We start from the raw sequence: 19041 nt of genomic DNA, 5'->3' as shown, positions 1-19041 counted from the left end.
TCCGATTTTGTCATGAGTTCCAGCCGGCCGTATTTTCTGCGCGCGGCCTACGACTGGATTCTCGACAATCAGTGCACGCCGTATTTATTGGTGGATGCCCGTGATGAGCGGGTGCAGGTGCCACGCGAATTCGTCAAAAATGGCGAGATTGTGCTGAACATCAATCCTTCTGCGGTCGGCAAATTTTTCTGGGATAACGACTACATCGAATTTTCCGCGCGCTTTGGCGGTGTTGCCCGGCAAATGCATATCCCTATCTGGGCGGTGCTGGCCATTTACGCCAAGGAAAACGGTGAAGGCATGGCATTCGGCCCGGCCGAAGCACCGGGCGTGAAGGCAGAGAGCCCAACTCTGCAGGCGGTCGATGATAGCGACGGCAACGAGCCACCTCCCGAGTCGCCAGCACCGCCAGACAAAGGCGGTAAACGGCCTAGCTTGAAAGTGGTCAAATAAACCTGATTGGTGAGCAAAAAAAGGGGCGTAAAAAAACGCCCCTTTTTTATACTCGATTTCGACTCAGCTTTCCTGAATCTCAAATATTTGCACCACTTTTTCGACGCCATTGGTCGTGCGGGCAATTTCGGTGGCTCGCTCGGCTTGCTTGCGTGTCACCAAGCCCATCAGAAACACTTCGCTATTCTCGGTAACGACTTTGACATTCGATGAAGGAAATTCCGACTCGACCAACAACGCTGATTTGATTTTACTGGTGATCGTCGAATCCGACATTGCCGTCAATGCCGAGCGCGGCACGGTGACTTTCACTTCGTTATAGACTTTACGGACATTCGGCACCTCGGCAACCAGTTGGCCAATTTGGGTTCGATAACTTTCTGCCGGCGTTTGGCCGACGACCAGCACAACACGGTTGTAGCTGACCACTTCGACATGGCTTTGCGCGCTGATTTCATTGTTATCGCGGATCGCCCGCAACGCGCGGCTCTCGATATTCTCATCATCAATCTGGGTGCCAAACGACCGTGGGTCATCGGCCATCACGGCGCCGGCACCAGCGCCTACCACGGCCACACCAACACAACCCGTGCTCAAGTAAACCATTACGACCAGCGCCAAGATTCTCGCCAACATGTCACTCTCTCTTTTCGTTCAGTTTCCGGGCGTACCGAACAACGCCCGATCAATATGGTCACACAAACAATGCACGACAAACAAATGGCTTTCCTGAATGCGCGCACTGACATTCGACGGTGCGCGAATTTCAACATCGTGCGGGCCGAGCAAACCGGCCATGCTGCCGCCATCCTTGCCGGTCAGCGCAATGATCAGCATATCGCGACTGAGCGCCGCTTCCATCGCGGCGATTACGCTGCGGGCGTTGCCGGACGTCGACAGCGCTACCAGTACATCGCCAGCCTGACCGAGCGCACGCACCTGTTTGGCGTAGGCTTCGTTGAAGCCCTGATCCTCGGCAACGGAGCTGAGTGCAACGCCATCGGTGTTCAGCGAAATCGCCGGCAAACTTGGCCGTTCGCGGTCAAGCCGATTGATCAACGCCGCCGCCATCAATTGCGCGACGCCGGCGGAGCCGCCAATGCCGCAGGTCATGATTTTATGACCACCGAGCAGCGCCTGCACCAGCGCATCGCCGGCGCGCTGAATCGAATCCGATAATAGATCCACCGAAGCGATCTGGGTCTGGATAAATTCGTTATACAAATCGCGAATGCGTTGTTTCGCTTCCATGTTTCTCTCGTATTAAAGCCGATTACTCAGGTTTGAAAAGCGTTCTTCAGCCATTGCACCTTGCCGTCGGTAATGCAGTAAGAATCGAAACGACAGGCGGCGTGCTGAAACTGCCGGTGATGTTGCAAAAAATGCAGCGCCGCTGTTTGCAGGCGCTGCTGTTTACGAAAACCAATCGATTCCTCGGCGCTACCAAAGCGGCTGTTGTTGCGCACCCGCACTTCGACAAACACCAGGGTATTGCCGTCCTGCATGATCAAATCGATTTCACCGCCGCGGCAATGGTAATTGCGGGTGACCAGTTTCAAGCCGGCGGCCAACAATTCCTGTTCCGCCGCGTGTTCACCGGCGCCACCGGTTTGTTGTTGACGGGTGCGCCGCAACCATTTCATGGCTGCGGCGTTTCCTGATCAGAAGGCGTCGGTGGCAGTGTCTCCGGCAATGCTTCGACCGGGTTCAGCATTTCGCCTTCGGCCGCCTGTTGCGCTTTCAAGGCTTCTGCCTCGCGCTGTTCGGCTTCTTGCAATTCCGCTTCGAGTATCGGGTTCTCCATCATGCCGATACCGATCACGCGGCCATCGCGGAAACGGGCCCAGGGTAGCGCACGATGGATTCGACCCTGCCTATCCATACGCAATTTGCCGCTCAATCCGCTCAGCGAAAAATCGCTGAATGCCTGCAGGCGCTGCAATTCCGGGGCAATCTGGTAGGCATCGTGACCGAGGGCGAAATAGCGCGCCTGTGTCGTTGTTGCGGTCGGCCATAGTGCTTTCACTTGCCGGCGCTGTTCGTTCAGAAAATCGGAACTTTCGGTCAGCCACGGCGCCTCCGGAAACTCGATGCCATTCAGGTCGGCGTCGCGCCCCGGATCCGGTTGGCCACTGTACAGATATGAGGTCGCCAACACGGGAATGTCCTGAGCGAAATAAAAATTCAGATAGGGTTTGATGCGACGTGCGGTCGAGGGCTTCGCGGCCAGCAGAATTACCTCGATGTCCTGACGACGACGCGGCTGCGACACCACTTCGATACCAAGGATTTGTTGCAGCTGACGGGCGCGACGTTTTGAGGCATCAACGCCAAGCGCTTGTTCGATCAGCGGCTCAACCTGTTTTTCATCGTGAATGCGAATATTGTTCAGCACAACGCCTTTGCCGCGTTCGATCCATTTTTGCATCGTGACATTGGCCCGATCGCCGAGCACATCATTGTTGGTGATGATCACGACCTGACGATAATTGCTCAGTGCGCGCGTCGCCACCTGGCGCGCTTCCGTTTCCACCGGCAAACCAAATTGATAAAAGCTCAGTGGCGGTTGCATCGGGTCGACCAGATTCAGCGCCAACGTCGGCACCAGGATGCTCGGACTGGCCGCTACTTTTTGCACGTGCTCGCGTTCGAGCGGTCCGATAACGACATCGGCGCCTTCAGTGATGGCGCGCTGATAGGTTTGGCCGATATCGCCAATAGCGCTGTCGTAGAACACGATTTCATTCGGCTTTTCCGGATGCTGGTCCTGGTAGTAGGCCATCATCAGGCCATCGCGAATCATTCGGCCGGTGGCGGCGAGCCTGCCGGTCATTGGTAGCATCACCGCCAGGCGGTTGATATCGAAACGCTTGGCGGTCAACGCCACACTCAACTCTTCCGGCAAGCGGCGATTGGCCGGATGCTCCGGATAGCGTTGGCGCCAATCGAGCAACACGCGCGGCAGCTGATCCGGGTCGGTGCCATGACGAACGCGCAGCAAGGCCAGATCCAGCCAGCCATGCAGCTCAGTGTCTTTCGATTGCAGTCGACCGCTGGTCAGCGTTTCCTGATTCAGTCCACGCAGCAACTCCCATATGGCGTTTTCGTTGCTCAAGCGTTCGACGCTATTGAGGTATTCCTGCAACTGCACCAGTGCTTCAGCCGCTTCCACTGGTTGGAAATTGGCTGCATAGGCCCGGGACAGCAGTGCATAGCGTTCACGTTGTTGCTTGTTTGACAACCGATCCGCACGCGGCAGCGTACTCAGCGCATTCAGTGCCTCAACTGGGCGTTCGACCCGCAACTGCGCTTCGGCCAACATCAGATACAGTTTCTGTTGATCGGCTTCGCTGAGCGGCGCCATCCGCAGATTTTCCATGACCCGCACCGCTTCGGCATTGCGATTCTCCGCCAGCAACAGTTCGCTGGCCGACAAGCGCATCAGCGCCGCACGCGTGCCCGAACTCGACTTCGCCGCTTCCAGAAAATAATCGGCATTGCGCAGCGGCGGCTGGCCCTTGTCACCGGGCATACGCATGGTTTCACAGGCGGTCAGCAGCAGTGAGCTGAGAATCAACAAGCGAAACAGGCCGGGCTTTGGCATCATGATCCATGAGTTTGCAGAGAAATGGACCCGTATTATGACCGTTGAGGCCGGAGTTTTGTATGTTGTTGCCACGCCAATTGGCAATTTGGCGGACTGGTCGACACGAGCCGTCGAAACCCTGCGCAGCGTCAAACAGATTTATGCCGAGGACACCCGCCACAGCGCTTCACTGATGGCGCATCACGCCATCGGGACACCGATGCGCTCCCTGCATGAGCACAACGAGGAGGCGCGGGTTGAAGAGCTCGCCAAACAGTTACGAAATGGCGATTCGCTGGCATTGATTTCCGATGCCGGCACGCCGCTGATCAGCGACCCCGGCTTCAAGCTGGTGCGGGCGCTGCGCAGCCAGGGACTGCGTATCGTGCCGATTCCCGGCGCCTGCGCGCTGATTACCGCGCTAAGTGCTGCCGGCCTGCCCACCGATCGCTTTTGCTTTGAGGGCTTTCTACCGGCAAAAGCCGGTAATCGACGCCAACGCTTGCAGCAGCTCGTTGATGAGCCAAGAACGATAGTGTTTTACGAAGCCCCGCACCGCATTGTTGAAACCTTGAACGACGCGGCGCAAGTGCTCGGTGCCGAGCGCGAAGCGGTGCTGGCGCGCGAGTTGACCAAGACCTTCGAGACATTTTTGTCCGGCACCTTGGCTGATATTCAGGCTCAAGTTGAGGCTGATGCCAATCAACAAAAAGGTGAAATGGTATTGATGATTACTGGCGCGCCGGAAAAAGAACAAGACGACTGGCAACCGGAAGCCGAGCGGATGTTGAATGTGCTGATGGCAGAGCTGCCGTTATCGCAAGCGGTGGCGATGGCAGAACGCTTGACAGGCATTGCCCATAAGCCGCTGTATAAGCTGGCATTGAGCATGAAAAATCGCGAAACATGAAGATTTTTGCTTGCTATGTTTATGTGATGCACGAAGCAGGGTGGAGTGAATATGGCCGAACTGAAAACTAAAAAGAACGACGCCAGCGTCGCGGCATTTATTGCCAACGTAGAGCCAGAGCAAAAGCGACAGGACTGCGAAAAAGTTATCGACATCATGTCGGCAATTACCAAGGCCGAGCCGGTGATGTGGGGCAGTAGTATTGTCGGCTTTGGTCACTATCATTATGTCTATGAGAGCGGTCGAGAAGGTGATTGGATGCTGTGCGGGTTTTCACCACGCAAGCAGAATTTGGTGCTCTATATCATGTCTGGCTTTTCTGAATACGATGAGCTAATGAACAAGCTCGGCAAGTACAAAACCGGAAAGTCCTGTTTGTACTTAGATAAGCTCAGCGACGTCGATTTAAAAGTATTGAAGGAGCTGATCAAACGCTCGGTCGCAGATATGAAAAAGACCCGGAAAGGGGCTTGCTGATCGGCGGGGCAAAGTAAAATTTCGGCGGTAAAAAAGGCGGCTCGAAGCCGCCTTTTTTATTTGATTTCAGAGCTTGAACAAGCCCATGACCAGACGCCGCAAGCTGCGTTCTGCTGTAGCCCAATCTTCGTCGGTCGGGGTGTTGACCAACAACTGAAATTCCCAGTGTTTGATCGCGCCGAATACCGCATGGGCATCGGCAACCGGATCGGCGGAGCCCAAGCCCTGGAAGAAGCGTTCGAGAATGCCGAGATTGGCCCGGTAGGGCACTTGCACATCGTTGGCCAGCTTTTCGTTGCGCAAGGCTTCCTGACGGAACGCCTGCTCGATTTGCCTATCGTCGCGATCTTCGGTTTGTGAACGCATGAAGTGCATGACGAACTCGGTCAGCATGCGCGCCAGCTGCTCGCGTCCTTGGGGCGTATTCATTTGCGGTCGGTGCTCATTGAGCGCGGCGACAGTGTCCTTTTCCAGCGACTTGGCGGCTTCCAACGCTCGTTCGGCATAGAGCGTGAATGAGTCGGAAATCAGCTCACCCAAGTCTCGGAAGTAGTACGTCGTCGCGGCCAGCGGCACCTGCGCTTCCTGGGCTACGGCCCGGTGTCGGACCGCTCGAATGCCGTCCCGGACGATAATCCGCAACGCCGCTTCCAAAATTGCCTGACGGCGGGCATGGCCATCGGCACGACGGGTCTTGCGACCGCGATACTGCATGGAGGTTTTTTCTTCAGCCATAGCTCGGGAATACTTCGTTGTTGGTTTAAAAATAAGCATAGTCGGTCTTACACAGCCGTCCAGCGAGCGGAACAGCCGTATCACCGAGCATAGACCAGTTTGCTCGTTTCATAACCAATGGTTATCAAGTTTTTGCTTGCCGGATTCAGAAAGGGCGTGCTACCTTGCACTCACGGTTTACGTAATTTCCGTTAACGTAAACCTGAAACCTCAAACAGCAAGACTTACAAGCGAACTGCCATGCCGCACCGCAATATTGAATTCGTCATTCTCGTACTCGTGACCGTGATTATTCGATCGTGGTGCGGGATGCTGTCGGCGAGAAACTAAACGAGATTAAGCCAAGAAGCCCCCCGCACCGAAAGGTCCGGGGGGCTTCTTCGTTTCAGGACCAACGAAATTTTTAATGAAGACAATCAGGAAAGGAGAAAGAACAATGGCCAAGATGTATTTCGAACAAGATGCCCGCCCGGCCGCGCTTCGTGACAAGCGCATTGCCGTATTGGGTTACGGCTCGCAAGGCAAGGCGCAGGCCCAGAACCTGCGCGATTCCGGGCTGGATGTTGTGATCGGACTGCGTCCGGAAGGCAAGACCTGGCAAGCCGCGAAAGCCGATGGCTTCACCGTGCTGCCGTTCGCCGAAGCGGCGAAAGACGCTGATGTGGTCATGCTGCTGACCCCGGACTTGGCCCAGAAAGCCGTATGGGAGCAACACGTCAAAGCCAACATCAAGCCGGGTGCGCTGCTGATGTTCAGCCACGGCTTCAACATCCTGTACGGCCTGATCCAGCCAAATGCCGATATCGATGTCGCGATGGTTGCCCCGAAAAGCCCGGGCCGGTTGGTACGGATGGAATTCCAGAAAGGCGCCGGCGTACCGGGCTTGGTTGCTGTCCATCAGGACGCTACCGGCACGGCGCTGGAACGCGCATTGGCCTATGCCCACGGCATCGGTTGCACCCGCGCTGGCGTTTACGAAACCACGTTCAAGGAAGAAACCGAAACCGATCTGTTCGGTGAGCAAGCGGTGCTGTGCGGTGGGGCCACCGAATTGGTTGCCGCCGGTTTTGAAACGCTGGTCAACGCCGGTTACCAACCAGAAATCGCCTATTACGAATGCCTGCACGAACTGAAGTTGATTGTCGATTTGCTGTACGAAGGCGGCTTCAAGCGTATGCACGAGTTTGTTTCCGACACGGCCAAATACGGTGACCTGACCCGTGGTCCGCGCGTGATCAACGCCGAAACTCGTCAGCGCATGCAGGAAGTGTTGGATGACATCACGTCAGGCCGTTTCGCGAGAGAATGGATCGCCGAAAACGAAGCTGGCGGCAAAAATTATCAAGCGCTGATGGCAAAAGATTTGGCGTTGCCAATCGAAAAAGTCGGCGCCGAATTACGCACCCATATGCGCTGGTTGCCGGGCAATGAAAAAGCGAATCCGAGTGGCGGCGGTGCGCTGGGCGCGAAAGCCGTTGCCTACCGTGAAACCGAAAAATTCTAAACAAGGAAGCTTGCCCGTGAACGGAGCCCATGCGCTGTGTCGTGCCCTGGAGGCGGAAGGTGTAACGCACATCTTCGGCTATCCGGGCGGCGCGATCATGCCGGTTTACGATGCGCTGCTCGATTCCACGCTGACGCATATTTTGTGTCGGCATGAACAAGGCGCGGCGCTGGCGGCCGATGGTTATGCGCGTGCCAGTGGTCGCCTGGGCGTGTGCATGGCGACCAGCGGTCCTGGCGCCACCAATTTGATCACCGGTATCGCCAATGCCTATATGGACTCGGTGCCAATGTTGGCGATTACTGGTCAGGTCGCCAATCCGTTGATCGGCACCGATGCCTTTCAAGAGGTTGATGTCTTTGGCATGACCTTGCCGATCGTCAAGCATTCGTACCTGGTGCGCCGTGTTGAGGATTTGCCGCGTATCGTCAAAGAGGCATGTCATCTGGCGATGTCTGGTCGGCCAGGGCCAGTGTTGATCGACATTCCAAAAGACGTGCAAGTGGCGCCGTTCAGTTTTGCACCGGTACCTGAGCCGACACCGAGCAAACATGAATTGGATCGGATGGCGTTGCATCAGGCGCGCGCGCTGATTTCTTCGGCGCAAAAACCGTTGTTGTATGTTGGTGGCGGCGTCGTGTTGGCTGAAGCGCAAAATGCCTTGCGCGAATTTGTCGAAGCCAGCGGCATTCCGCAAGTCAGCACGCTGAAAGGTTTGGGCGTGCTGCCATTCGATCATCCGCTGAATCTTGGCATGCTCGGTATGCATGGTACTCGTGCCGCGAACTATGCGGTGCAACGTGCCGATTTGTTGATTGTCGTTGGCGCCCGTTTTGATGATCGTGCCACCGGCAAACTGACCGGTTTTGCGCCGAATGCTCGTGTTGTGCATTTGGATATGGATGAAGCGGAAATCGGCAAGCTGCGCGCTGCCGACATTCGTTTGATTGGCGATCTGAATCAGTTGCTGCCGGCGTTGGCGGTGCCAACTCGTATCGACAACTGGCGTCGACAATGTCAGCACGAAGCGCGGCTGTACGCCTTTCGTTATGACGCGCCGGGGCAGGGCATTTATGCGCCGGGTTTGCTGAACCAATTATCACAGCGAGCTGATGACAACACGTTTGTTAGCTGCGATGTCGGTCAGCATCAAATGTGGGTGGCGCAGCACTACGGTTTTCGTCATGCCCGTCAGCATTTGACCAGCGGTGGTCTGGGTACGATGGGTTACGGCCTGCCGGCTGCCATTGGCGCACAACTGGCGATGCCGGAAGCACGTGTGATTTGCGTCAGCGGTGATGGTTCATTTCAGATGAACGTCCAGGAGTTGGCGACGATTAAACGCTACCAACTGCCGGTCAAGATCATTCTGCTCGACAACCAGGCACTGGGCATGGTTCGACAATGGCAAGAGCTGTTTTTTGCCGAGCGTTACAGTGAAATCGATTTATCCGATAACCCGGATTTTGTCGCGATTGCCGCCGCTTATGGTATTCCGGCCAAAACCATTCGTGCCCGCAGTGAAGAAAGTGCGGCCATCGACACGCTATTGCGTGAGCCAGGTCCGCTGTTGCTGCATGTCGTAATCGACCCGAAAGAAAATGTCTGGCCATTGGTGCCTCCGGGCAAAACCAATGACGACATGATGGAAAACGTGCGCGTGTAAACGCGGTGAATCAACCGAAACGATGAACGAGGAAAAGATCATGGAATCCGTTATGTTTCTGACCGTTCGCAACAACGAAGGCGCGCTGGAACGACTGCTGCGCGTCACCCGTCACCGTGGTTTCGCCGTGCAGTCGCTGCAGGTGCAGAATTCGCGCAGTCAGGATATTTATGACGTGACACTGCGTTTGACCGGCGAACGGGCCACCGAAAATCTGAGCCGGCAGCTGGGAAAACTGGTCGATGTCATGAGCGTCAATGCCGTCGCCGAACCCATGTTGCTGCGGAGTGCGGTGTGAGTTCATCGGTACTTTTATACGATACCACCTTGCGGGATGGTGCCCAGCGTCAAGGCATCAGCTTCAGTGTGGCCGACAAGCTGCGCATCACCAAACTGCTTGCCGATTTTGGCATCGATTACATCGAAGGCGGCTGGCCGTCATCGAACCCGAAAGATGCCGAGTATTTCCGTCGGGCACGTGAGCTCGATCTGGGCGCAACAATAGTGTGTGCATTTGGTGCTACACGCCGAATGAACAACAGTGCCGATCACGATGCACAGCTAATCGGTTTGCTGGAAGCGCAAACTCCGGTCGTGACCATCGTCGGTAAAGCCTCTCGCTTGCATGTCGAACAAATTCTGCGAGCTAGTAAGCAGGATAACTTGCGGGCGATTGAAGATAGTGTTCGTTTGCTGAAGCGTGAAGGTCGCGAAGTGGTGTTTGACGCCGAACATTTTTTTGATGGCTTTGCTGAGGATGGTGAATACGCGCTGGCTTGTCTGCAGGCGGCGGAAAGCGCCGGTGCCGACTGGCTGGTGTTATGTGATACCAATGGCGGCAGTTTACCGGAAACGATTTTTACCGTGATCGAGGCGGTAACAAGAAAAGTGAAAACAGCAATCGGCATTCATGCCCACAACGACTGTGAGTTGGCCGTCGCCAATTCATTGGCCGCTGTGCGTGCCGGTGCCCGACAAATCCAAGGAACGATCAACGGTATTGGCGAGCGCTGCGGCAATGCCAATCTGGTGTCGTTGTTGCCAAACCTGGCATTGAAAATGCGCCAAGCGGTGCGCGCCGCAGAAAAACTGCAGGAGCTGACTCAGGTTTCAAGACAAGTCAGCGAAATTGCCAATTTGGCGCCGAATAATTTTGCCGCCTATGTAGGCCATAATGCCTTTGCCCATAAAGGTGGCTTGCATGCCGCAGCGGTGCAGCGGATGACGGCGAGTTACGAGCACATCGATCCGGCCTTGGTTGGCAATGGTCGTGAGATTCTAGTTTCGGAATTGGCCGGCCGCGGCAATATTCGTTTGCGCGCCGAACAATTGGGGCTGGATATTGGAGAGGCCGAGCAAATCGTCACCAATGAAATCAAGCAAGCGGAAGCGCGCGGCCTGAGTCTGGAAGCGGCTGACGGTAGTTTTGAGTTGATTGTGCGCAGGCAAGCGCCGAATTACCGGCCACCTTTTTCAGTGCGGGATTTGATGGTGCAATCGCTGCGGCGCACGGGTGAGCACCAGAAAAGTTTAGCAACGGCTAAAGTACAGGTTGATGGCGTTGAAACGCTGACTGCTGCCGAAGCCAATGGTCCGGTCGCCGCAATTGATCTGGCTTTACGGCAAGCGCTGAATCCGTTTTATCCGTGCATCGAAGATATTCGCCTGAGCGATTACAAAGTGCGTATTCTCGATCCGGAACAGGCAACAGCCGCTACCACACGCGTCTGGATTGAAGCAACGGTTGGCGAGCAAAGCTGGTGTACGGTTGGTTGTTCGGAAAACATTATTGAGGCCAGTGCCGAGGCGCTGCTGGCGAGTCTGGAATTATTCATCTTACGTCTGCAGGAAAAAGGAGCAAATTATGGCCGCATTAACGCCGCCTGAGAAAATCTGGTTCAACGGCCAAATACGGCCATGGTTTGAAGCCACTACCCATGTGCTGACGCACGCGCTGCATTATGGCTCGTCAGTATTCGAAGGCATTCGCGCTTACGATACGCCGGCGGGCACAGCTGTTTTTCGTTTGACCGAACATATCGATCGCCTGTTTGATTCGGCGCGCATTTACCGCATGGAAATTCCGTACAGCAAAGAAGACATCATCAACGCCTGCAAAGAGATTGTTCGCACCAATAATCTGAAACAGGCTTATCTGCGTCCGGTGGCGTATTTCGGTTATGGCGGTATCGGCATTGTGCCGGGACCGGAAACGCCGGTCGACGTCGCGATTGCTGCGTTCGAGTGGGGCGCTTACCTTGGCGAAGGCACGCAAGAGCGTGGTGTTGATGTTGGCGTTTCGTCCTGGCATCGGCTGGCGCCCAATACCATGCCAACAGGTGCCAAAGCGGGCGGTAATTATCTGTCGTCAGCGCTGATTGCACGCGAAGCGCGTCGTCATGGTTATGCTGAAGGGATTGCGCTGGATGCCCAGAACATGGTGTCGGAAGGCGCTGGTCAGAACATTTTTCTGGTGAAAAAGAAGAAGCTGTATACGCCGCCATTGACTGCTTCGATTCTGCCAGGTTTGACTCGTGATGCGGTGATCGTGTTGGCCAAGCAATTGGGCTATGAGGTGATCGAGCAGAGCATTGCGCGTGAAGCTCTGTACGTTGCTGATGAGATTTTCCTGTGTGGCACCGCTTCGGAAATCGTGCCGGTGCGGTCGGTTGATAGCATGAAGGTTGGTAGTGGTGCGCGCGGTCCGGTAACGCATGCGATTCAGAAGAAGTTTTTTGGCTTGTTTACTGGCGAGACGGCGGATACGCATGGGTGGTTGGAGCCGGTGGAGAATCCGACTTCGGCGCAGGTACGGGCGATTTATGCTTAGTTTCGTAGATTTGCGGCGAAATTCATTGTGCTTTTAATGGTTTGCCGGGTCTCGCTCCGGCGACTATCAAGCGGAGCTGGACAGATAAGGTAGCTGCGAATTCATTCGCACACCGATCGTGGTTCGGGATTGTCCGGATAAGTTCGGACCTACTACTTGGACGGAACTGGATAGGCAAGCATCGGCTGGCGCAAAGGGAAATCCAGTAACGCAACGATAAAAACTGATTTGGAAAACGCTATGCCGCAATACCGCTCAAAAACCACTTTCGCAGGTCGCAATATGGCCGGAGCCCGTGCGCTCTGGCGCGCGACCGGTTTGTCGGAAAACGACTTTCATAAACCACTGATCGCGGTAGTCAACTCCTATACGCAGTTTGTGCCGGGTCATGTGCATTTGAAGGAAGTCGGTGAGTGGGTATCGGCAGCGGTGCGTGATGCCGGTGGTGTGCCGCGTGAGTTCAATACCATCGCTATTGACGATGGTATTGCGATGGGCCATGACGGCATGTTGTACAGCTTGCCGTCACGCGAGTTGATTGCCGATTCAGTCGAGTATGTGGTGAACGCGCATTGCGTTGACGCGATGATCTGTATTTCCAATTGCGACAAGATCACGCCGGGAATGTTGATGGCGGCGCTGCGGCTGAATATTCCGGTGATTTTTGTTTCCGGCGGGCCGATGGAGGCGGGCAAGGTCAAGCGTGGTGACAATCTGATCAAGCTCGATTTGGTCGACGCCATGGTCAGCGCCGCTGACGCCTCGGTTTCCGATCAGGAAGTCGAAGATACTGAGCACAATGCCTGCCCGACCTGCGGTTCTTGCTCGGGTATGTTCACGGCCAATTCGATGAACTGTTTGGTCGAAGCGCTCGGTTTGGCATTACCAGGCAACGGCACGGTATTGGCAACGCATGCCGATCGTAAGCAATTGTTTGCGCGTGCCTCGGCTCGGATTGTCGAGTTGGCGCGTGAATATTATGAGAAAAATAATGAGCGGGTGTTGCCGCGTGCGATTGCCTCGTTGCAGGCATTTGAGAACGCGATGACGCTGGATATCGCGATGGGCGGATCAACGAATACCGTATTGCATTTGCTGGCGGCGGCGCACGAAGCGGGTGTGCCGTTCACGATGCAGGATATTGATCGCTTGAGTCGTGTTGTACCGCATTTATGTAAAGTGGCGCCGAGCACGCAGCAGTACCATATTGAAGATGTGCATCGCGCCGGTGGTGTCTACGCGATTCTTGGTGAGTTGCAGCGCGCTGGTTTGTTGCAGGGGGAAGCGGGCACTGTCCATGCGTCGACTCAGGCAGAGGCGATTGCAAAGTGGGATATCGCGCAAACGAACGACCAAGCGGTTTTGCAGTTTTTCAAAGCAGCTCCCGGCGGTCGACGCACGGTGCAGGCTTGCAGTCAGAGCGAGCGTTGGCCAACGGTGGATGATGACCGAAAACAAGGCTGCATTCGTTCGCGCGAGCATGCCTACAGTCAGGACGGCGGTTTGGCGGTGTTGTTCGGCAATATTGCGCCGGATGGTTGCATTGTTAAAACCGCCGGTGTCGATCAAAGCTGTTTGCAATTCAATGGCCGCGCACGGGTATTCGAATCGCAAGATGCTGCCGTTGAGGCGATTCTTGCAGATCAGATCGTCGCCGGCGATTGTGTGGTCATTCGTTACGAAGGTCCCAAAGGTGGGCCTGGTATGCAGGAAATGCTTTATCCCACCAGCTATCTGAAAGCGAAGGGCTTGGGCAAATCCTGCGCGTTGATTACCGATGGCCGTTTTTCTGGCGGCACGTCTGGTTTATCGATAGGCCATATTTCACCGGAAGCGGCCAGCGCTGGCGCCATTGCCCTAATTGAAGAAGGCGACCGCATCGTGATTGACATTCCCACCCGTCGGCTACAGTTGGACATCAGCGATGAAACGCTAAAGGCGCGACATGAACGCCAGCAGCAACGCGGCGCGCAAGCTTTTACGCCGGTGAATCGCCAGCGCCAAATAAGCTACGCTTTGCGGGCTTACGCGCTGATGGCCAGCAGTGCCGATAAAGGGGCGGTGAGGCTGCTGCCCGGCTAGTACCGGGCAGCCACCCCAAAAATTCATTTCTAAAGTTTCAGTATTTTCTGAAAATTCAGTATAATCTTGACCGTGGTCAATGATTGTTGCTGGAGCCGTACGTGGAGCGTCTGTCACCGCTGGTCCGCGAGTTTGTCACCCATTTCGGTGAAATGGGCAGCCGCTGGGGTATCAACCGCACCGTTGGGCAAATCTATGCCCTGATTTTCGTCAGTGCCGAGCCTGTCCATGCCGATTACCTGGCCGAGCAATTATCATTTTCCCGCTCCAATGTCTCGATGGGCCTGAAAGAGCTGCAAGCCTGGCGGCTGGTGAAGCTGACCCATTTTCCGGGTGACCGGCGCGAGTATTTCGAAGCACCCTCCGATGCCTGGGAAGTGTTCCGGACGCTGGCCGAGGAGCGGCGCCGGCGCGAAATCGAACCGACATTATCGATGCTGCGTCATGCGATGCTGGAAAACCCGCGTAACGACGCCGACAAAATCGCCCAGGAAAAAATGCGCGGCATGTACGAGCTGATCGAAATGTTGTCGAAGTGGTTCGATGATGTGCAGCAAATGGATTCGAAGACCTTGATGCAGTTGCTGAAAATGGGCGCCAAGGTACAAAAGCTGTTGGCGCTGGCCAAGGGCCGTTCTTCTGGTAGTTAGCGGAGCGCATGATGCCATTTTTGTTGGGTTGTTTTGCACAAGGACAGGCATCTTCATTGCGGTTTTGGTTTTCAAGCCCCCTCGTTATAGATCATTACTACCTCAAACAGCGTCGCCATCTATAACGCGCAGACGATTGCACTAATTCTTTTTAAATAATCTGTTGGAGAAGTCAATGGATGCGTTGTTACTGGCGCGGATGCAATTCGCCCTGAATATCAGTTTTCACATTCTGTTTCCGACCATCACGATCGCGCTGGCCTGGGTACTGCTGTATTTTCGCTGGCGCTGGATTCGCTCGCGCGATGAAGGTTGGCTAAAGGCTTACAAACTGTGGACGAAGGTTTTTGCCTTGAGTTTTGCTATCGGTGTTGTATCGGGCATCCCGATGAGCTTTCAGTTTGGCACCAACTGGCCAGGCTTTATGGAAAGAGCCGGTAATATTGCAGGACCATTGCTCGGTTATGAAGTGCTGACGGCGTTTTTTCTGGAAGCCTCTTTTCTCGGCATCATGCTGTTCGGGCACAACCGTGTGTCAGAGCGCGTGCACTTGTTTGCCACGGCAATGGTTGCCATCGGCACGTCGTTTTCGGCGTTCTGGATCTTGAGCCTGAACTCATGGATGCAAACGCCGGTCGGTTACGAAATTGTCAACGGCGAGTTCTTCGTCAAGGATTGGTGGGCGATTATTTTCAATCCGTCGTTCCCTTATCGTTTGGCGCACATGATGCTGGCCAGTGGATTGACGGTCGGCTTTCTGATGGCGGGTTTCAGCGCGTATCAACTCTGGCGCAATGTGCGTACGCCGGCAACCGGAAAAACCTTACGAACCGGTTTGTTCATCGCCGCGATGTTGATCCCCGTGCAGATTTTCGTCGGTGATTTGCACGGGCTCAACACGCTGAAACATCAGCCACAAAAAGTCGCGGCGATGGAAGGCATTTGGCAAACGCAAACCCAGGCACCGCTTTTGTTGTTTGCCTGGCCAAATGAACAAACGCGCAGTAATGATTGGGCCATCGGTATTCCTGGCGGCGCCAGCTTCATTCTGAAGCACGATATCGACGCTGAAATCCGCGGATTGAATGAGTTCAAAGGTGAGCATCCACCAGTGGCGCCGGTGTTCTGGGGCTTTCGCATCATGGTGGGAACCGGCTTGCTGATGTTGCTGGTCAGTTGGGGTGGCGTCTGGTTTTTGAAAAGGCGGCAATGGCAGATCGGTGAACTACCAAAACTTTTTTTGCGCGTGCTGATGGCGATGACCTTTTCCGGTTGGCTGGCAACCTTGGCCGGTTGGTATGTCACCGAAATTGGTCGGCAACCGTATCTGATCCACGGCCTGGTCAAAACCGCTGATATGGCCGCCAACATCGTGCCGGGCAAGATTGTGTTCAGTTTGACGGCTTATGGTCTGGTGTACGGTTTTCTGTTATTTGCTTACGTCACGGTGTTGATGCGCTTGATGTTGAAAGCCGGCGAACGTCAATCATCCGAGCAGGATGAACCGGGAAGCTGGTCGTTGTCTGAGGTGAAATCATGATTGGTGAACAAAGCATATTGCCCGTTATCTTCATGTGTCTGATGGGCTTGGCGTTGCTGGTGTACGTGACATTGGATGGTTTTGATCTCGGCGTTGGCATGTTGTTGCCGTTTGGCTCCGAGCAGGAAAAGGACCGGATGGTCGCTGCCATCGGACCGTTCTGGGATGCCAATGAAACCTGGCTGGTTCTCGGTGTCGGCTTGCTGCTGATTGCGTTTCCGAAAGCGCATGGCATTGTGCTGACGTCGTTGTATCTACCAGTAACCATCATGTTGCTCGGATTGGTTCTGCGCGGTGTTGCGTTTGATTTTCGGGTGAAAGTGCATGCCGACAATAAGCAGCGCTGGAATCGCGCGTTTTTTGCCGGCAGCTTGATCGCCAGTGTCGCTCAAGGCTGGATGCTTGGCAGTTATATCACCGGCTTTCAACAAGGCTGGATCTACACGGCGTTTTCATTGTTGATTGCCTTGGCGTTGCCGGCGGCGTATCTGATGCTCGGTGCTTGCTGGCTGATCATCAAATCGGAAAATGAATTGCAGCAACGCGCCATTCGCTGGGCAAAATGGGCCTGGCCGTTGCTCGTGCTGGGCATTTTTCTGATCAGTATTGCGACACCGCTGGCCAGCGCAACGGTGGCCGAGCGTTGGTTTCGTATGCCGGAATTTCTGTCGTTACTGCCGATTCCGCTGATGACTATCGCCACGTTGATCGCCGCACGGGTAATCCTGAATTCCTCGCGGGTAAAACACAAGCTGAGACATTTGCCGTTCGCGCTGATCGCCATTGCCATGTTATGGAGTGCGTTCGGTTTGGCTTACAGCATTTTTCCTTATGTAATTATGGATCAAATGACCATCTGGCAAGCGGCCAGTGCCGATGACTCACTGGTGTTCATACTCTGGGGCACGGCGATTACCTTGCCGATGATTATTGGCTATACGATATTTTCGTATCGGGTATTTACCGGTAAAGCGCAGGAGCTGCAATACGGTTGAAACCGCATCACTTCGCATCAACAAGAACGCCAGTTTAGTACTGGCGTTTTTGCGCTTGATAAAACACTTGTCGATCCGGCGTTCAGACTGCACTATTGTTGTCATGATCAAACCACGATGGTGCCCGGCGCCATCAGGATTGCTGCCGTGATTGGCTGCAGAGGTTCCAGCGATGGCAAAATATGATAAATCAGCCGTGTTTCCGATGGTCTGTGCGCATGAGCAGGTGCCATCGTTTGTGCCGGATGATGCGATCAGTGATCGCTTCGCCGTCGATCTGTCGCTGATTTACTATGTCGAAGCGCCGGGCGGACGAGTATTCGTCAACGCCGACGTATTGGAAAAGCTTGGCCTGGAAAAATACGAACTGTTGCTGGAAGCGCTGAAAAATCTGCAGGCAAGGCTGGGTAAAGTCGAACGGGTCGGACGCGGTCCGGCGTTCTTACTGCGCGCCAATGGCCAGGATGAAGCCTGCCTGATGGTGCTCGATCAGTTCTGGGAAAGTATACAGAACGATGTCGAAGGCGAACTGCTGGTTGCCATTCCGGCTCAAGCCTGCATTTTGTTTACCGGTTCAAAATCCACACGCGGCATCATTGCTTTGCGCGCCGCCATTCGCTCGATGGCTGGTTCTGGCGATCAGAAATTGAGCAAACGTATCTACGTTCGTCGCAATGCCCGTTGGCAGGAATTTGGTGACGATACCATCGTCGTCTGATTGCGAATCTCCATCCGGTTGGCTGAGGTCTTTGGAACAATGATTCGAATAATCTTGGCAGATTGGCGCAATCGTCAGCAACATCTGGTGATCAACCGATTCCGGCTCAGCTATTGGCTGCAAGGGCAGGGGCCGTCGCTGCTGCTTCTACACGGCTTTCCAACCTCGTCCTGGGATTGGCAAGCGCTTTGGCCGGAGCTGACAACGCGTTATCAAGTGCTGGCAATGGATTTTCTCGGCTTCGGGTTTTCCGACAAGCCGTATCCGCATCGCTATACGATCGTTGAACAAGCCGATCTGATCGAGAAACTGTGTAGCGAGTTGGGTATTACCGAATGCCGCATATTGGCACATGATTTTGGCGACAGCGTTGCCCAGGAACTATTGGCCCGAATGATGGCCAGGCAGACATCGCTGCAGATCTCGGCGATCACGTTTTTGAATGGCGGGTTGTTTCCGGAAACACATCGACCGGTATTGGCGCAACGATTATTGCTTTCACCACTCGGTCCATTGATCGCGAAGCTGATGCAAAAGCGCACGCTGCAAAGAAATTTTCGACGCATCTTTGGTGCTGGGCAATCGCCGACAACAGAAGAGATTGACGGCTTTTGGTTGCTGATTTCATTGCATCAAGGCAAACGCGTTATTCCAACCATCATCCGGTATATGCGCGAACGAAAAGTGCATCGCGATCGCTGGTTGCAGGCGATGCAAAAAAGTCCGATACCGCTGCGCTTGATCAACGGTATCGATGATCCCGTTTCTGGACGCCATCTTGTCGATCGCTATCGACAGCTGATTCAACATGCCGATGTCGTTGAGCTCCCGGGCATCGGGCACTACCCGCAATGGGAAGCGCCTGACGCCGTCTTGAAGCAGCTATTGCCGTAAT

The 19041-nt window shown here is 54.7% G+C and carries 19 protein-coding genes; 14 read left to right on the top strand and 5 right to left on the bottom strand.

Annotated features, from left to right (window positions below; genetic code table 11):
- Positions 1-12 precede the first annotated feature (12 nt).
- Positions 13-453, top strand: coding sequence for a ClpXP protease specificity-enhancing factor (locus E2H98_RS06180; protein ID WP_198325303.1), 441 nt, complete (start codon positions 13-15; stop codon positions 451-453).
- Positions 454-516: 63 nt separating this feature from the next.
- On the opposite strand, the gene E2H98_RS06175 is transcribed toward E2H98_RS06180, so the two are convergent.
- Genes E2H98_RS06175 through E2H98_RS06160 form a run of 4 tightly spaced genes read right to left on the bottom strand, consistent with a single transcriptional unit; the run spans position 517 to position 4060 of the window.
- Positions 517-1089, bottom strand: coding sequence for a BON domain-containing protein (locus E2H98_RS06175; RefSeq protein ID WP_133592175.1), 573 nt, complete (start codon positions 1087-1089; stop codon positions 517-519).
- An 18-nt stretch (positions 1090-1107) separates the two neighbouring features.
- Complete coding sequence (locus tag E2H98_RS06170; RefSeq protein WP_133592174.1) at positions 1108-1704, bottom strand: SIS domain-containing protein; 597 nt, start codon at positions 1702-1704, stop codon at positions 1108-1110.
- Between the two features lie 26 nt (positions 1705-1730).
- Positions 1731-2096: a YraN family protein gene (locus E2H98_RS06165; protein WP_133592172.1), complete on the bottom strand. Its 366-nt coding sequence runs from the start codon at positions 2094-2096 to the stop codon at positions 1731-1733.
- Complete coding sequence (locus E2H98_RS06160) at positions 2093-4060, bottom strand: penicillin-binding protein activator (protein WP_133592170.1); 1968 nt, start codon at positions 4058-4060, stop codon at positions 2093-2095. Before E2H98_RS06160 ends, E2H98_RS06165 begins: the two co-directional genes overlap by 4 nt.
- A gap of 34 nt (positions 4061-4094) precedes the next feature.
- Here E2H98_RS06160 and rsmI point away from each other — a divergent pair, with 34 nt between their 5' ends.
- Entirely contained in the window at positions 4095-4949 is an 855-nt protein-coding gene (gene rsmI / locus E2H98_RS06155; RefSeq protein ID WP_133592168.1) for a 16S rRNA (cytidine(1402)-2'-O)-methyltransferase, read from the top strand.
- A gap of 51 nt (positions 4950-5000) precedes the next feature.
- The gene (locus tag E2H98_RS06150; protein ID WP_133592166.1) at positions 5001-5426 is read left to right on the top strand and encodes a DUF1801 domain-containing protein; all 426 of its coding nucleotides are present in this window, start codon (positions 5001-5003) and stop codon (positions 5424-5426) included.
- A 66-nt stretch (positions 5427-5492) separates the two neighbouring features.
- Here E2H98_RS06150 and E2H98_RS06145 read toward each other — a convergent pair whose 3' ends face one another.
- Positions 5493-6161: a TetR/AcrR family transcriptional regulator gene (locus E2H98_RS06145; protein ID WP_157591271.1), complete on the bottom strand. Its 669-nt coding sequence runs from the start codon at positions 6159-6161 to the stop codon at positions 5493-5495.
- Between the two features lie 406 nt (positions 6162-6567).
- Here E2H98_RS06145 and ilvC point away from each other — a divergent pair, with 406 nt between their 5' ends.
- The 11 genes from ilvC (at position 6568) to E2H98_RS06090 (ending at position 19040) form a co-directional block, all read left to right on the top strand.
- On the top strand, positions 6568-7665 hold the full coding sequence (ilvC, locus tag E2H98_RS06140) for a ketol-acid reductoisomerase (RefSeq protein ID WP_133592163.1): 1098 nt from the start codon (positions 6568-6570) through the stop codon (positions 7663-7665).
- 16 nt (positions 7666-7681) lie between these two features.
- Positions 7682-9331 carry an acetolactate synthase 2 catalytic subunit gene (gene ilvG, locus E2H98_RS06135; RefSeq protein ID WP_198325248.1) on the top strand — a complete coding sequence of 550 codons (1650 nt, stop codon included), beginning with the start codon at positions 7682-7684 and terminating at the stop codon, positions 9329-9331.
- 40 nt (positions 9332-9371) lie between these two features.
- Positions 9372-9629 carry an acetolactate synthase 2 small subunit gene (gene ilvM / locus E2H98_RS06130; protein ID WP_133592159.1) on the top strand — a complete coding sequence of 86 codons (258 nt, stop codon included), beginning with the start codon at positions 9372-9374 and terminating at the stop codon, positions 9627-9629.
- On the top strand, positions 9626-11218 hold the full coding sequence (cimA, locus tag E2H98_RS06125) for a citramalate synthase (RefSeq protein WP_133592157.1): 1593 nt from the start codon (positions 9626-9628) through the stop codon (positions 11216-11218). Before ilvM ends, cimA begins: the two co-directional genes overlap by 4 nt.
- Positions 11196-12161, top strand: coding sequence for a branched-chain amino acid transaminase (locus E2H98_RS06120; RefSeq protein WP_133592155.1), 966 nt, complete (start codon positions 11196-11198; stop codon positions 12159-12161). The genes cimA and E2H98_RS06120 overlap by 23 nt, the downstream gene beginning before the upstream one ends.
- A 240-nt stretch (positions 12162-12401) precedes the next feature.
- Positions 12402-14243 (top strand): dihydroxy-acid dehydratase, encoded by a 1842-nt coding sequence (ilvD, locus tag E2H98_RS06115; protein ID WP_133592153.1) that lies wholly within the window; start codon positions 12402-12404, stop codon positions 14241-14243.
- Positions 14244-14344: 101 nt separating this feature from the next.
- Positions 14345-14893, top strand: coding sequence for a GbsR/MarR family transcriptional regulator (locus tag E2H98_RS06110; protein ID WP_198325247.1), 549 nt, complete (start codon positions 14345-14347; stop codon positions 14891-14893).
- Positions 14894-15068: 175 nt separating this feature from the next.
- The gene (locus tag E2H98_RS06105) at positions 15069-16433 is read left to right on the top strand and encodes a cytochrome ubiquinol oxidase subunit I (protein WP_133592152.1); all 1365 of its coding nucleotides are present in this window, start codon (positions 15069-15071) and stop codon (positions 16431-16433) included.
- The gene (locus tag E2H98_RS06100) at positions 16430-17428 is read left to right on the top strand and encodes a cytochrome d ubiquinol oxidase subunit II (RefSeq protein WP_133592150.1); all 999 of its coding nucleotides are present in this window, start codon (positions 16430-16432) and stop codon (positions 17426-17428) included. Before E2H98_RS06105 ends, E2H98_RS06100 begins: the two co-directional genes overlap by 4 nt.
- Positions 17429-17600: 172 nt before the next feature.
- On the top strand, positions 17601-18146 hold the full coding sequence (locus tag E2H98_RS06095; protein WP_133592148.1) for a hypothetical protein: 546 nt from the start codon (positions 17601-17603) through the stop codon (positions 18144-18146).
- A gap of 39 nt (positions 18147-18185) precedes the next feature.
- Positions 18186-19040 carry an alpha/beta fold hydrolase gene (locus E2H98_RS06090; RefSeq protein ID WP_133592146.1) on the top strand — a complete coding sequence of 285 codons (855 nt, stop codon included), beginning with the start codon at positions 18186-18188 and terminating at the stop codon, positions 19038-19040.
- Position 19041: the final 1 nt, after the last annotated feature.

It is taken from the genome of Permianibacter aggregans (genome assembly GCF_009756665.1).
Taxonomy (GTDB): Bacteria; Pseudomonadota; Gammaproteobacteria; order Enterobacterales; family Permianibacteraceae; genus Permianibacter; species Permianibacter aggregans.
Note: the sequence above shows the minus strand (reverse complement) of the source record. Positions and strands in the feature narration are given on the sequence as shown.

Coding starts and splice junctions, on each gene's coding strand:
- E2H98_RS06180 (WP_198325303.1), top strand. CDS start 13: ATGAGTTCCAGCCGGCCGTATTTTCTGCGCGCGGCCTACGACTGGATT.
- E2H98_RS06175 (WP_133592175.1), bottom strand. CDS start 1,089: ATGTTGGCGAGAATCTTGGCGCTGGTCGTAATGGTTTACTTGAGCACG.
- E2H98_RS06170 (WP_133592174.1), bottom strand. CDS start 1,704: ATGGAAGCGAAACAACGCATTCGCGATTTGTATAACGAATTTATCCAG.
- E2H98_RS06165 (WP_133592172.1), bottom strand. CDS start 2,096: ATGAAATGGTTGCGGCGCACCCGTCAACAACAAACCGGTGGCGCCGGT.
- E2H98_RS06160 (WP_133592170.1), bottom strand. CDS start 4,060: ATGATGCCAAAGCCCGGCCTGTTTCGCTTGTTGATTCTCAGCTCACTG.
- rsmI (WP_133592168.1), top strand. CDS start 4,095: ATGACCGTTGAGGCCGGAGTTTTGTATGTTGTTGCCACGCCAATTGGC.
- E2H98_RS06150 (WP_133592166.1), top strand. CDS start 5,001: ATGGCCGAACTGAAAACTAAAAAGAACGACGCCAGCGTCGCGGCATTT.
- E2H98_RS06145 (WP_157591271.1), bottom strand. CDS start 6,161: ATGGCTGAAGAAAAAACCTCCATGCAGTATCGCGGTCGCAAGACCCGT.
- ilvC (WP_133592163.1), top strand. CDS start 6,568: ATGAAGACAATCAGGAAAGGAGAAAGAACAATGGCCAAGATGTATTTC.
- ilvM (WP_133592159.1), top strand. CDS start 9,372: ATGGAATCCGTTATGTTTCTGACCGTTCGCAACAACGAAGGCGCGCTG.
- E2H98_RS06120 (WP_133592155.1), top strand. CDS start 11,196: ATGGCCGCATTAACGCCGCCTGAGAAAATCTGGTTCAACGGCCAAATA.
- ilvD (WP_133592153.1), top strand. CDS start 12,402: ATGCCGCAATACCGCTCAAAAACCACTTTCGCAGGTCGCAATATGGCC.
- E2H98_RS06105 (WP_133592152.1), top strand. CDS start 15,069: ATGGATGCGTTGTTACTGGCGCGGATGCAATTCGCCCTGAATATCAGT.
- E2H98_RS06100 (WP_133592150.1), top strand. CDS start 16,430: ATGATTGGTGAACAAAGCATATTGCCCGTTATCTTCATGTGTCTGATG.
- E2H98_RS06095 (WP_133592148.1), top strand. CDS start 17,601: ATGGCAAAATATGATAAATCAGCCGTGTTTCCGATGGTCTGTGCGCAT.
- E2H98_RS06090 (WP_133592146.1), top strand. CDS start 18,186: ATGATTCGAATAATCTTGGCAGATTGGCGCAATCGTCAGCAACATCTG.